At 71.8% G+C, this 13,118-nt stretch carries 12 protein-coding genes; 2 read left to right on the top strand and 10 right to left on the bottom strand.

The genetic code is table 11. The features are described from left to right. Positions 1-46: 46 nt before the first annotated feature. Together IO33_RS53540 and IO33_RS0116590 are read left to right on the top strand one after the other, a co-directional pair. Positions 47-2,014 carry an O-antigen ligase family protein gene (locus IO33_RS53540; protein WP_280921797.1) on the top strand — a complete coding sequence of 656 codons (1,968 nt, stop codon included), beginning with the start codon at positions 47-49 and terminating at the stop codon, positions 2,012-2,014. Then, positions 2,011-2,910, top strand: a complete 900-nt coding sequence (locus IO33_RS0116590) for a glycosyltransferase family 2 protein (protein ID WP_031165425.1) — start codon at positions 2,011-2,013, stop codon at positions 2,908-2,910. Before IO33_RS53540 ends, IO33_RS0116590 begins: the two co-directional genes overlap by 4 nt. 9 nt (positions 2,911-2,919) lie before the next feature. On the opposite strand, the gene IO33_RS0116585 is transcribed toward IO33_RS0116590, so the two are convergent. From IO33_RS0116585 to rfbD, 10 genes are all read right to left on the bottom strand, one after another. Beyond that, complete coding sequence (locus IO33_RS0116585) at positions 2,920-3,711, bottom strand: glycosyltransferase family 2 protein (RefSeq protein WP_031165423.1); 792 nt, start codon at positions 3,709-3,711, stop codon at positions 2,920-2,922. 11 nt (positions 3,712-3,722) lie between these two features. Then, positions 3,723-4,682 (bottom strand): hypothetical protein, encoded by a 960-nt coding sequence (locus tag IO33_RS0116580; protein ID WP_031165421.1) that lies wholly within the window; start codon positions 4,680-4,682, stop codon positions 3,723-3,725. After that, positions 4,679-6,166 (bottom strand): oligosaccharide flippase family protein, encoded by a 1,488-nt coding sequence (locus IO33_RS0116575; protein WP_031165420.1) that lies wholly within the window; start codon positions 6,164-6,166, stop codon positions 4,679-4,681. Before IO33_RS0116575 ends, IO33_RS0116580 begins: the two co-directional genes overlap by 4 nt. Then, entirely contained in the window at positions 6,129-6,974 is an 846-nt protein-coding gene (locus IO33_RS0116570) for a Wzz/FepE/Etk N-terminal domain-containing protein (RefSeq protein WP_031165417.1), read from the bottom strand. The genes IO33_RS0116575 and IO33_RS0116570 overlap by 38 nt, the downstream gene beginning before the upstream one ends. Before the next feature lie 51 nt (positions 6,975-7,025). Next, positions 7,026-8,147, bottom strand: a complete 1,122-nt coding sequence (wecB, locus tag IO33_RS0116565) for a non-hydrolyzing UDP-N-acetylglucosamine 2-epimerase (RefSeq protein WP_031165415.1) — start codon at positions 8,145-8,147, stop codon at positions 7,026-7,028. A gap of 3 nt (positions 8,148-8,150) precedes the next feature. Further along, on the bottom strand, positions 8,151-9,410 hold the full coding sequence (locus tag IO33_RS0116560) for a nucleotide sugar dehydrogenase (protein ID WP_031165413.1): 1,260 nt from the start codon (positions 9,408-9,410) through the stop codon (positions 8,151-8,153). After that, on the bottom strand, positions 9,410-10,180 hold the full coding sequence (locus IO33_RS0116555; protein ID WP_031165412.1) for a WecB/TagA/CpsF family glycosyltransferase: 771 nt from the start codon (positions 10,178-10,180) through the stop codon (positions 9,410-9,412). The genes IO33_RS0116560 and IO33_RS0116555 overlap by 1 nt, the downstream gene beginning before the upstream one ends. Further along, the gene (locus tag IO33_RS0116550) at positions 10,177-11,349 is read right to left on the bottom strand and encodes a hypothetical protein (protein WP_031165411.1); all 1,173 of its coding nucleotides are present in this window, start codon (positions 11,347-11,349) and stop codon (positions 10,177-10,179) included. Before IO33_RS0116550 ends, IO33_RS0116555 begins: the two co-directional genes overlap by 4 nt. A gap of 262 nt (positions 11,350-11,611) precedes the next feature. Then, a complete protein-coding gene (locus IO33_RS0116545) occupies positions 11,612-12,211 on the bottom strand; it encodes an acyltransferase (RefSeq protein ID WP_031165410.1) in 600 nt (199 codons plus the stop codon). Then, entirely contained in the window at positions 12,208-13,101 is an 894-nt protein-coding gene (gene rfbD, locus IO33_RS0116540; RefSeq protein WP_031165409.1) for a dTDP-4-dehydrorhamnose reductase, read from the bottom strand. Before rfbD ends, IO33_RS0116545 begins: the two co-directional genes overlap by 4 nt. Positions 13,102-13,118: the final 17 nt, after the last annotated feature.

Genomic DNA, 13,118 nt, shown 5'->3' with positions numbered 1-13,118 from the left:
GAGTCTCGGTGAGATAGGGGCCATTCTGCGCAGACGTTGGTATTTCATGGTGCCCTTCACCCTGCTCAGCCTCCTCGGCGGCGCCTATCTGTACGTGACCGTCCCCGTCTCCTACCAGTCGCAGAGCTCGGTCGCCCTGCTGGACTCCTCGGCCGTCGCCCGGCTGGCCCCCACGTTCGGCAACCCCCTCTCGAACGCGGGTGGTTCGCTGATCGTCACGGCCGACGTGTTGATCAGGACGCTCGAATCGAGCGACGCGGCCAAGGAGTTGAGCGCCCGGGGCGTCACGGACCCGTACACGGCCGGCTTCGCGCCGGCCAGCGACAGCCCGCTGCTCGTGCTCGGCGTCACCGGAACGGACCGGGCGAAGGTACTCAGGGAGACCAACACCCTGACCACCTTCGCCGGCGAGCAGCTGACCGCCTTGCAGGAGGCCGCCAAGGTCCCGCCCGCGTACCTGGTGCAGACGGCGCCGATCGTGCTCCCGCAGGCCCCGGTGGCGAAGTCGAAGAGCCGCTACCAGGACATCGCGGCCGTCGTCATCCTGGGCGTCGTCAGCGCGTTCCTGCTGTCCATCCTCATGGAGGGTGTCGCGGTGGTGCGCCGGCGGCGGCACGCCGCTCCCCGGCCGAAACAGGCCCACGCCCCCAGGCGGCTACGCGCGGGCCCGCTGAACCGCCGGGTCGACGCCACCGCGATCCTCACCGTCTACCTGGTCCTGGCGTTCTTCGTCCCGTCGAACCTGGCCCTGCCCGCGCTCGGCGGCGTCGGCACCCCGGCCAACGTCTTCGCCCTGCTCGGACTGCTGTGGTACCTCGCCACCTGGCTGGGCGGCCGTATCCTTCCCGCGCCGGGCACCAGGGCCGCGCGGGTCGTGATGTGCGTACTCGGACTGGCGGTCCTGGCGGCGTACATGGCGGACGCGAGCCGCGAGAGCTCGCACGAGGAGGTCCTCGGGGCCGACCGCGGCCTCATCGGCTTCCTGGTGTGGGTGTCCCTGGTCGTCCTGACGTCGGCGGGCGTGCAGGACCGCGGCCGGCTGGACGTGCTGATGCGCCGGGTGGTGGTCATGGGATCCGTCGTCGCCGCGATCGGCTTCTACGACTTCTTCGCGGCCACCAACATCGCCGACTCCCTCCACGTCCCCGGACTCCAGACCAGCGTGGCCCAGGTGAACGTGATGGACCGCGGCGCCTTCACCCGGCCCCGCGCCACCACGGCCCAGCCGCTGGAGTTCGCCGGCATGCTGGCGATCCTCCTGCCCTTCGCGATCCAGCAGGCCCTGGACCCGGTACGCCGCCACCTCCACGTGCTGCGCCGCTGGAGCCCGGTGCTGCTCATGGGCGGTGCGCTGCCCCTGACGGTGTCGCGGACCTCGATCATCGGCCTCCTGCTGGTGGCCCTGGTGATGGTGCCGCGCTGGAAGCCGGCCCGGCGCTGGGCCGCGATCGGCGTGATGACGGCGTCCGTGGCCGTCTTCAAGGTGCTCATCCCCGGACTGATCGGCACGATCACGGGCCTGTTCGCGTCGTTCCTGTCCAACTCCGACAGCAGCACGCAGGCCCGCACGGTCAAGTACAGCGCGATCGTGCCCTATCTGCGGGAGCACCCGCTGTTCGGGCGGGGCTTCGGCACCTTCACGCCGGACCTGTACTTCTTCACGGACAACCAGTACATGCTGGTCCTGGCCGAGATGGGTGTGCTCGGGCTCGTCGCCCTGCTGACCCTGTTCGTCACCGGCGTCCACCACGGCGGCGCCATCCGCCGGCTGGCCCGCACCGAGTCCGACCGCGAACTGGGGCAGGCGTTCTTCGCCTCGTCGGTCGTCGCCCTGGTCATCAGCGCCACCTTCGACTCACTGAGCTTTCCGATGTTCGCCGGCATGTTCTTCCTGACGCTGGGGGCGGGGGGCAGCTATCTGGGCTTCCTCCGGCGCGAGGCCGCGACCGCCGCCGTCCCGGCCCCCCGCCGCGCCTTTGACGCGCACCTTCCCCGACCAGTGGAGTCCCGTTGAACCGAGTCGCCGTCATCGTCGTCACCTGGAACAGTGCCCCGGTGCTGCCCGGGTTCCTCGCCGCGCTCCCGGTCGGCATGGCCGGCCTCGACTGGCGGCTCGTCGTCGCCGACAACGACTCCGCCGACGACACCGTCGAGGTCCTCGGGACCCTGGCCCCCGACGCCACGGTCGTCCAGACCGGGCGCAACGCCGGGTACGCCGCCGGGATCAACGCGGCGCTGGCCGCCGCCGGCGCGTACGACGCCGTGGTGATCTGCAACCCCGACATCCGGATGCGGCAGGGCTGCGCCGGACGCCTCCTCGACAGCCTCGGCGACGGCGTCGGGATCGCCGTACCCCTGCTGTACGAAGAAGGCCGGGCCACGCCTCATTACTCGCTGCGCCGCGAGTCGAGCGTGTCCCGCGCACTCGGCGAGGCCGTCATCGGCAACCGCAGGGCCGGGCGCTTCCCGCGCCTGAGTGAACTCGTCACCGACCCCGTCGCGTATCAACGCCCGACGCGCGCGGACTGGGCGACCGGCGCGCTCATGGCCGTCTCCGCGGACTGCCTGGCCGCCTGCGGTCCGTGGGACGAGTCCTTCTTCCTCTATTCGGAGGAGACCGAGTACTGCCTGCGGGCGCGGGACCTGGGCTACGCCACGCAACTGGAGCCGACGGCAGAGGCGGTGCACCTGGGCGGCGACTCCCAGGTCTCGCCCCGGCTCTGGACGCTGCTGACCCTCAACCGCGTGCGGCTGTACGGGCGGCGTCACGGCAGCGTCGCGACGGCGTGCTTCAGGGGCGCCGTCTTCCTGCGGGAGGCGTCGCGGGCCGCGCTCGGCAGGAGGGCCAGCCGCGCGGCGGCGGCGGCCCTGTCCAGGCCGGGCGCGCTGCGGATCACGCCAGGGCCGTGAGGCGGGGGCTCAGCCGGACCAGGTCGTGTAGAAGCTGCCGGGGTTCACCAGGTACCGCACGGTGGCGTGCGGTACGTGGCGCACGCTGTGGTCGCGGCTGTACCGGTGGACCAGCTCCCAGTCCTCCCGCGGCAGCACGTCCGGCGTCCGCCGCAGACGGCTGAAGCGCAGTGCTCCGTCGCGCCGCGCGACGAACGCGTTGGTGTCCAGGAAGGACTCCCGAGCGGCCCGGCGGCGGTCGAACGGCACGGACAGGATGTCCCGCTCTGTCCCGTCCGGCAGGACCCGGCGCAGCGCGGTGTAGACGGCGTCGGGCCCGTCGGGGGACTCCAGGACCGCCAACGCCCGCTCCAGATGGTCGGGTTCCCACAGGTTGTCGTCGTCCAGGAACGCCACGTACCGCGACCGGGTGAGGCGGATGCCCACATTGCGCACGACGCCGGCCACGCCCGTGTTGCGCGTCAGCGACACGGCGAACAACCGTGGATCGTCGGGGAGTTCGGGAAGCCCGGCACCGTCGTCCACGACCATGACGACTTGGTCGTGAACGCTCTGGGCCAGGGCCGAGCGTACGGCCGCCCGCAGCTGGTCGGGGCGGCGGTGGGTGGCGATGACCGTGGCGACCAGGGCGTCGGGCAAGGGGCCGGCGGCAGCCGTGAGGCGGCGGGTCTCGGCGGTCTCGAAGCGGCGCAGCCGCAGCGCGGAGGGCGCGAGCAGGACCTTGTTGCGCAGCTCGAAGAGGACGAGCCAGCCGAAGGTGCGCTTGAGGAGTTCCCAGGGGGCACGGGCGATGCGTCGCATGATCCTCTTCCTCAGCCGGCCGGCTCGGGCGTGATCGGGGTGCCGTCGGAGAACCGGTTGCCGCGCCAGACGTTGCCGGAATCGCCGGCGTTCCAGGCGGTGACGGCCCCGTAGCCGCCGGAGTTTCGGTGGTACCGGGTGGAGAAGACGTTGTTCGTCACCTTGATCCCGGTGGCCCCGTCACCACCCCCGTAGAGGGCGTACGCGCCCCCGGCCAGCAAGTTGTCGTCGATGACGGTGTCCGAGACGTGTCCGGTGTCGGCGAACAGGCCGACGGCGGCGGACGCCCCGCGGTCGACGGCCACGGAGTTGAGCAGGGTGTTGTGCCGGATGACCAGCTTCCCCTTGCCGCCGCCGCCACTGATGACCGCGTCGGTGTGCTGCCACTCGCCGCCGTTGTTGCGGAAGGGGACGAGGTCGTGGACGTAGTTGTCGTGGAGGTGGCCCTGGCCCATGGAGAGGGCGTTGCCGAAGACGGAGATGTCGCACCAGCCGACCTCGACGGAGCTGGTGCCCATGTTGGAGACGGCGTAGTCCACGCCGCCGTTGTCCGGGCCCTTGCCGGGGACGGCCGTGACGGTGGTGTGCAGGACCCGCAGGCCGCTGTGGCCGGGCCGCAGGTTGACCCCCCACCAGTTGGTGGAGGTGATCCTGCTGTCGATGATGGTCACGTCGTTCGCGTAGATGTCGAGTGAGCCGGTGATGTCCCAGCCCCTGATGACCGTGCCGTCGGTCCTGACGCTGATGTCGCCCGTGGAGTGCGGTGTGAGGGGGATGCGGGGGCCTGTGGTGCCGGCGTCGGGGAACCCGGCCTCCCCGGGGCGCGCGGGGGACGCGCGCGGCGTGCTGGGGGACGGGCCCGGCGTGCTGTGGGAGGGGCCCGGGGTGGCCGGGGAGGAGCCGGAGCCCCCGGTGCAGCCGGCGGTCAGCACGAGGGCCAGTGCGGCGAGCAGGCGGCAGAGCCTCGTCATGCCGTCTCCGGTGTCCGGGAGCCGAGCAGGAAGCGGCGGCTGGGCAGGACGCACACCACGTAGCAGGCCAGGGCCCCCGCGCCGATGGCGAACAGGACCAGGGTGCCGTCGCCCAGGAGCCGCTTCGCGGCGAGGATCACCAGGGCCATCACCGATCCCCCGAGGAAGGGCCATGCGCAGGCCCTGGCGATGGGGGCGAGGCCGATACCGGCCCGGCCGAGGGCGTGGAGGAAGGCGGGGACGACGAGACCGGCGGCGATGAGGACGTGGGCCTGGGAGACGCCGACGATGCCGCCCCCGCGCGCGCCGACGACGAGGGCGGGGACGAGGGCGACGACCCACAGTGCCTGGGTGAGGACGAGGGCGCGGCGCCGCTCGGTGGCGACGAGACAGTCGTAGGCGAGTTCGCAGCCGATGCGGATCAGGCCGAGGGCCATCAGCCACGGCAGCGCATCGGCGGCGGGCAGCCACGTGCTCCCGTACACGAGGTGCACGACCGGGGCGGCGAGGCCGCCGAGCAGCACGCACAGGGGCACGGTGCCGGTGACCAGCACCCCCAGGGCGCGGCTGAAGCCCTGGGCCAGGGCATGCGGCGAGCCGGCGAGGCGCGAGAAGCCGGCGAACGAGACGCGTCGGGCCGCCTCGGAGATGATGCGGACCGGCCAGCCGGACATGTTGAACGCCAGGACGTAGAAGCCCAGGGCGACCTGACCGAGGGAGGAGCCGACGACCATGGTGTCCACGTTGACGACGGCGAGGGCGAGCAGGCTCGCGCCCGCCAGGGGGAGCCCGAACCTCAGCAGCGCGCGGGCCTGTTCGGGGTCCCAGCCGAACCGCAGGGTGCCGGGAGCGGCCACGGCGCAGCCGACGAGGGCGGCGACGTTGCCCGCGACCGCGCCCCAGGCGAAGCTCATGGCGCCCTGGCCGGCGAAGGCCAGCACCAGGGTCACGGAGGTGCTGAGGACGAAGTTGAGCGCGTCGACGGCCATGCGCTTGCCCTGGGCGAAGTCCCGGGTCAGGAATCCGGCGGGCACCTGTGCCACCCCGTCAATCACCAGGCACAGGCACATCACCCGCAGCACGGTCGAGGCCTCGGGCGAGTCGAGCAGCCCGGCCACCGTCGGCGCCGCGACGAAGAGGGCGGCGTAGAGCAGGCCGCTGGACGCGGTGGCCAGCGTCAGCACGGTGGGCGCGAAGCGGCGGGGATCGCCGTCCCAGCGGACGATGGCCAGGCTGACGCCCAGTTCGTTCGCGGAGAGCAGGACCAGGAGCACGGTCTGGGCGATGCCGTAGACGCCCCACTCGGCGGGTCCGAGGGCGAAGCGCGCCAGCAGGATACCGGTGGCGAAGTTGCCGAGGCGCATGACCATCGTGTTGATCAGGCTCCAGCGGGCCGCGTCGCGCACCTTCCGGCCGAAGGAGACGGGAGCGGGGGTGTCGCCCGGTTCAGCGGTCTCGCTGTCCGGTGTGCGAACGCTGTCCATGAGTCGACTCCTCGTCGAGCGGCTCGGCGGCGGGCGCCACGGCCATGGCGGGACGTCCGGCCCTCGGCTCCGCGGCGGGCCTGTTCTCGGCGGGCCGCGACCATGCGGGCGGCTGCCGGAGGGCGATCGTCTGGTCCGCGACCGCTTCCCCGGCCGCCGGGTCGGGACCGGCGACGGGCGAAGCGGTGTCCTTCGGTTGCGCCGGTGTGTGCGTGCGGCGGCGCGCCTCCACGTAGAAGGCGGCGACCAGGCTCAGGACCAGGCCCAGGCAGCCGGCCATGACCAGGTACTCGATGCGGGTCTTGGTCTGTGCCGCCGGGGTCTGCGGGGCCACGATGGTCGTCATGCGGATCATGGCCTTCGGGGCGACCGACTGCTGTTTCTGGAACTGCCCCAGCCGTTGTTCGGCATACGCGGTCAGGATGCGGTCCGAGGTCAGCACGGCGGCCTTGTCGGTGCCGGTGACCGTGAGCCACATGAGCGGCCCCTGGGCGTTGTCGGCGAGCTTGGCCTCGAACGTGCCGGTCGCGCCACGGGACTTGAGCTCCCGGACGGAGACGTCGGAGTTGAGGTTGCGGGCCAGACTGTCGGCCATCCCGGTGAGCGAGGTCTGGGTGCTCAGGAAGGGGTTCCCGTCGTAGGCCACGGTGGCCTTCTGCGAGTTCAGCAGGACCACCGTGCTCTGTGACTGGTAGGTCACCGGCACCAGCAGGGCCACGGCGACGGTGAGGGCGGCGGTCAGCAGCAGTCCGGGCAGCAGGACGTACCAGCGCCTGCGCATGACCCGGACGATCTCAGCGAGATCCATGGCGGTCCCCCCTCGCGACCCGACGTTCGACGAGCATATGTGGCAAGCGGATCATATGGGGGGTGTTCGGCCGCGGTCGGTGGGCCTCGGCCGGGTGCTCGCGGCGACGCCCGCCAGCAGCACGTCGGCGATGCGCTCACTGGCGCGACCGTCCCACAGCTCGGGCCGGCGCGGTGCGGGCGGATCGTCCAGCACCCGGTTCACGGTGGACACGATGCGCGCCGGATCCCGGCCGGCCAGTACGTTCGTGCCCTGTTCGACGGTGACGGGCCGCTCGGTGTTGTCCCGCAGGGTCACGCACGGCACTCCCAGCGCGGTGGTCTCCTCCTGGATGCCGCCGGAATCGGTCAGCACCACACGGGCGGAGTCCTGCAGGGCGATGAAGTCCAGGTAACCGGCGGGCGGCACGAGCCGGACGCCGCCGGGGACCCCGGCGTCGCCCAGCCGGCCGGCCGCGCGAGGGTGCACGGGCAGCAGGAGCGGGCAGCGGCCGGCGATCTCCCCGAGGGCCTTCAGGAGCGCGGCGAGGATCCCGGGGTCGTCCACGTTGGCGGGGCGATGCAGCGTGACCAGGCCGTACTCGCCTCGGGTCAGGCCGTATCGGTCGAGGATGCCGGAGGCCCTGGCCCGGTCCAGGTTGGCCAGCAGTGTGTCGATCATGACGTTGCCGACGAGGTGGATCTGGTCGTCCCGGTACCCCTCCGCGCGCAGGTTCTCGGCGGCGTCGGGCGAGGGGGCCAGCAGGAAGTCGCTGACCCGGTCGGTGACGACGCGGTTGACCTCCTCCGGCATGCTCCAGTCGCGGCTGCGCAGACCGGCCTCGACATGGGCCAGCAGTGGTCCGGCCTTGGCCGTGACCAGGGCGCAGGCCACGGTGGAGTTGATGTCGCCGACCACGACGACGAGATCCGGGGACACCTCGCCGAGAAGCGGCTCGAACGCGGTCATCACGCGTCCGGTCTGCTCGGCGTGCGTGCCCGAGCCGACCCCGAGGAAGCGGTCGGGCGGCCGGATGCCGAGGTCCGCGAAGAACACGTCGTTCATGGCCGGGTCGTAGTGCTGGCCGGTGTGGACGAGGAGCACCTCGGCGCCCCGGCGTTCCAGGGCGTCCATCACCGGTTTGATCTTCATGTAGTTGGGGCGCGCCCCGGCGACACAGAGGACTCGCGGCATGGGTCAGAGCACCTCGATCGTGGGTCCGGCCGGCAGCCGCCGACGGCAGTCGAGGACGAAGGGGGCGTGCTCGGCGATGAGTTCGTAGTCGAAGCTGTCGTGGTCGGTGAGGAGCACCACCACATCGGCGGCGCTCAGTTCCTCCGGCACCGGTTCGACCCGTACCAGCCGGGTGTCCACCGGCAGGCTCTCTACGACGTGCGGGTCGGCCGCCCTGACCTGGGCGCCCATGTCCAGCAGGAGTTGGGAGATGCGCAGGGCGGGCGACTCGCGGGCGTCGCCGGTGTTCTTCTTGTACGCCAGTCCGAGCAGCAGGATCCGCGAGCCGTTCACGGAACGGCGTCTTTCGTTGAACAGGTCCCCGATGCGGCGCGCCACGTACTCGGGCATGTGGTTGTTGATGTCGTTGGCCAGCTCGACGAAGCGGAAGCTCTGGCCGAGTTCGCGCTGCACCCTCCAGGACAGGTACGAAGGGTCGATGGGCAGGCAGTGGCCGCCGACGCCCGGTCCGGGTGTGAACCTCATGAAGCCGAAGGGCTTGGTGGCGGCGGCGTCGATGGCCTGCCAGACGTCGATGTCGAGGTGGTGGGCGAACATCGCGATCTCGTTGACCAGCGCGATGTTCACATGGCGGAAGGTGTTCTCCAGGAGCTTGGCGAGTTCGGCCTCCTTGGGCGAGCTCACCGGCACCGTGGTGTCGACGAGCTGCGCGTAGAAGTCCTGAACGGTCTTGCGTGACGCTTCGTTGACACCGGAGACGACCTTCGGGGTCTGCTGGAAGCCCCAGACGGCGTTTCCCGGGTCGATCCGCTCCGGGCTGTAGCCGAGGTGGAAGTCCGTGCCCGCGGTGAGACCGGAGCCCTCTTCGAGGATCGGGGCGAACAACTCCTGGGTGGTGCCGGGATAGGTGGTCGACTCCAGGACGACGGTGGCCCCGGGGCGCAGGTAGCGGGCGAGGGTGACCGCGGATTCCTTGATGTAGCGCAGGTCGGGGGTGCCCTCGTGCAACGGGGTGGGGACGGTGACCACGGCGACGTCGAAGCCGCCGCAGTCGCGGGCGGACTCGCTCGGCCGATAGGAACCGTCGTCCAGTGCGGCGCGGATCCGCTCGCAGGAGACGTCCTCGACGAAGGACTCGCCTGCGGCAAGGCTCTTGATCCGCCGGGAGTCGACGTCGAAGCCGATCACCTCGTGTCCGACCTCGGCGGCGCGGATGGCCAGCGGCAGGCCGACGTATCCCTGTCCGACCACGACGACGTGCATCAGTGACTCCTGTTCGCGGAAGCGGGCGGCGGGGTGAGCCGGATGAACTCGCGCGCCGTCATGAGGACGAAGGCAGCGTTGGTGGTGAGATAGCGCCGGCCCAGGCGGCGCGGCTCCTGCAGCGCGCGGTAGAGCCATTCGAGTCCCCACCGCTGCCAGGATGCGGGGGCCCGTCTGGTGACGCCGGCCAGGATGTCGAAGGAGCCGCCGACGCCGTGCACGACCCGGGCGCCGGTCCGTGCGCCGTAGGCGGCGGTGAAGATCTCCTTCTTTGGTGAGGTCATGCCAAGAAACAGCAGCTGGGCGCCGCTTCGTGCGATCGCGCCCGCTATGGCTTCCTGCTGTGCGTCCTCGAAGTAGCCGTTGCGGCTGCCGGCCACCTTCAGCCGGGGGAAGCGCTCGGCCACCCGGCGCAGCATCTGCTCCAGCACCTCCTGCCTGGCGCCGAGGAAGTACACGGGCATGCCGGCCGATTCCGCCTCGGCCAGCAGCCGCAGGAACAGGTCGATGCCGGCCACCCGTTCCGGAAGCGGGGCGCGTAACACCCGGCCGGCCCAGACCACCGCCTGTCCGTCGGCGAGGACGAGATCGCAGCCGGCCACGGCCTGCGCGAGGCGGTGGTCGCGCCGCATGTTCACCAGCTTCGCGGCGTTGACCACACCGATCTCGAGCTGTCTGCCGTCCCGCACCGCCGCGAGGCAGCGCTGCACGGCCTCGTCCATGGTCAGGGCGTCCAGCTCGACCCCGAAGAGAGACTGACGCCCGCTCATCCGCGGCCCCCCTGCCAGGCGTGGAGCATCCAGCCGAACTCGTACGGCCGGCATTCGCGGTCCACGGACACCGGGCGGTACAGCCGGTCCAGGGCCTTCAGCCGGAGGTTCGGAGCGACGCGGGTGCCGAGTCCCCGCACGGCGCGTACGGCCTTCTTCGGGTCGCCCCGGTACACCTTGCGCCAGGTGGCGCCGAGTGCGTCGAGGATCAGCGGCTCCCGGTCCGCCGGACGGGCGGCCAGTTCGGGCACGTCCGTCATCCAGCGCAGGCCCTTGCGGATCGACGCGCCGAAGTCGGTGCCGCCGGCGTCGGCGAGATCGAACAGAGCGGTCGGCGCCATCGCGTGCTGGTGGACGCTGTAGACCGGGTAGCCCTCCACGACACCGCCGGTGCGGGCGTCGTAGTGCCACCACCACTGCCCGCCGTCCCCCTGCAGCTCGCAGATGCGCGCCGCACAGGCCTCGGCCGCGGCCAGCGCCTCGGGATCGCCGCCCGCGTCGCCGCAGGCGTGTGCGCGGGCCAGGGCCTGGAGCGGGTAGGTCTGGTCGGCGAAGCAGCTCACGTGCTCCCGGTACCAGGGCAGCAGGCCCGGTCCGGTGGCGTGCGGGAACAGCGGGCTGTTCCCGACACGGGCCCGCAGCAGACGGTCGCGTGCCGTGGTGAAACGTCTCTCCACATCGACTGTGCTCCGGGCCGCCGCGAGGGCGGACAGCACCCACGCCGCCTCGACGGTGTACTGCGGCCGGCCGTCGTCGTCCAGGGCCTCGACCCGGGCGACGGCGTCGGACAGCTTGGGGTGCCCGGTCTCGGCGGCGGCCCAGGCGATGAGCGCGGCGTCGCCGAGGTTGGTCACCGCGGGCAGCGACTCCACCAGCAGACCCGTGAACTCCTGGGCGGTACGCCCGCCGAGCACCTGGCGCTGGCGGTCCTCGGGCAGGTACCGCACCCCGAGGGCGGTGATGGCCGCGTACCGGGTGCTGGTCCCGCGCCGCTCCAGGGCCCAGGAACCGTCGGGCGCCCTCCGTCCGGCCATGGTGAAGGTGAAGGCCTCTCCGCCGGGGAGGAGCATCGACGGGAGCCCCGACTCGGCGACCGCGAGCAGCCGTTGGGCGAGGGCGAGTAGCTGCGGCTCCTCACGACCGAGCGCCGCCAGACGTGTGATGGTCATTGTGCGGACACACCAACCCCCCTGTGGGTCCTCATTTGCGCAGACTTGTGATCGCCGCGGCACGGATGGCCGGGCGACGGAAGGAAGACGTCGGACGTCAGACGTCGGAGCGGTCGCCGCTCCGCGTTTCAGGCACAGCTGTCCCCACCCGGTAACCCCCCCTGGGCACTGGTTCGTGCGCTCATTGTGCTTGGTCTCCACAGTTCGCACACATGTTATGCAGGTAAGTGTTCGAAGATTTGCGTTTTGCGGGAAACACGCGTCATGCGCGTTCGGTGAGTTCGCCGTCCTTCTCGTCGTACAGCGCGCCCGTCTCGGGACACTCCCACCCGCCGGCCTCGCCTTCCCGCTCGACGAGTCGAACGCCGGCTCTGCCGACCCAGCCGGTCCGGCGCGCCGGAACGCCCGCCACGAGCGCGAAGTCCGGCACGTCCCGGGTCACCACGGCGCCCGCCGCGACCAGCGCCCAACGGCCGACGCGCACCGGCGCCACACACACCGAACGGGCCCCCAGCGACGCCCCCTCGCCCACCACCACGGCCACGGCCTCCCAGTCGCCTCCGCGCTTCAGCCGGCCCTGCGGGTCCACCGACCGGGGGAAGTAGTCGTTGGTGAGCACCGCCGCCGGGCCGACGAACACTCCGTCGGCGAGCACCGCCGGCTCATAGACCAACGCGTAGTTCTGGAGCTTCACGTTGTCGCCGATCCGCACGCCCGGTCCGACGTACGCTCCCCGGCCCACGACGCACCCGCTGCCCAGCCGGGCGTCCTCGCGTATCTGGGCCAGATCCCACACCGTCGTCCCGTCACCGACGGAGGCCGTCTCGTCGACCTGCGCGGTCGGCTGGACCCTGAAGTTCACCTGGAGGAACCTTTCTTCTGGTCGAGCAGAGCCGGAAACGCCGTCCGCAGCGCCTCGCGCCATCCACGGATCGGTTCCATCCCCGCCTGACGCCAGCGGTCGTGCCCCAGGACGCTGTACGCGGGGCGGGGAGCGGGCCGCGCGAAGGCGGCGCTGGTGGTCGGCCGCACACGTGCGGGGTCCGCGCCGAGCAGCCGGAAGATCTCCCGGGTCAGACCGAACCAGGTCGTCTCGCCACCGCTGGTGCCGTGGTAGACACCAGCGGGTGCGGTGCCGGCGAGGGCGGCCCGCCCGAGCCCTACCAGCCGGTCCGCGAGGTCCACCGTCCAGGTGGGCTGGCCGCGCTGGTCGTCGACCACGTCGACGGTGTCCCGCACCGATTCGAGCCCGATCATCGTGTCGATGAAGTTCCCGCCGCCCGCGCCGTACAGCCAGGCCGTGCGCACCACATACCCCGTCCGGGGGAGCGCCGTGAGCACGGCCCGTTCCCCGGCCAGCTTGGTGCGTCCGTACGCGGTGCGCGGTGCTGTCGGGGCGTCCTCGGCGTACGGGCCGGCGGCGTCGCCCGCGAACACGTAGTCCGTCGAGACCTGGATCAGCCCGGCGCCCGTCCTCGCGCACGCCTCGGCGAGGTGGCGGGGTCCGTCGCCGTTGACCCGCAGGGCCTCCGGCTCGCGCGCCTCGGCGTCGTCCACGGCCGTCCAGGCGGCGCAGTTGACCACGATCCGGGGCCGGTGCGCGTCGAACGTGTCGCGCACCGCGTCGGCGTGGGTGATGTCGAGGCTGCCACGGGCCAGGCCGACGGCCCGCTCCCCGTCCCGGCGCAGCCGTGCCAGCACGTCCCGGCCGAGCATTCCGGTGGCGCCGGTGATGAGCCAAGTGGTGGTCATGGTTACCTGTTCGTCGT

This window comes from Streptomyces durhamensis (genome assembly GCF_000725475.1).
Lineage (GTDB): Bacteria > Actinomycetota > Actinomycetes > Streptomycetales > Streptomycetaceae > Streptomyces > Streptomyces filipinensis.
Note: the sequence above shows the minus strand (reverse complement) of the source record. Positions and strands in the feature narration are given on the sequence as shown.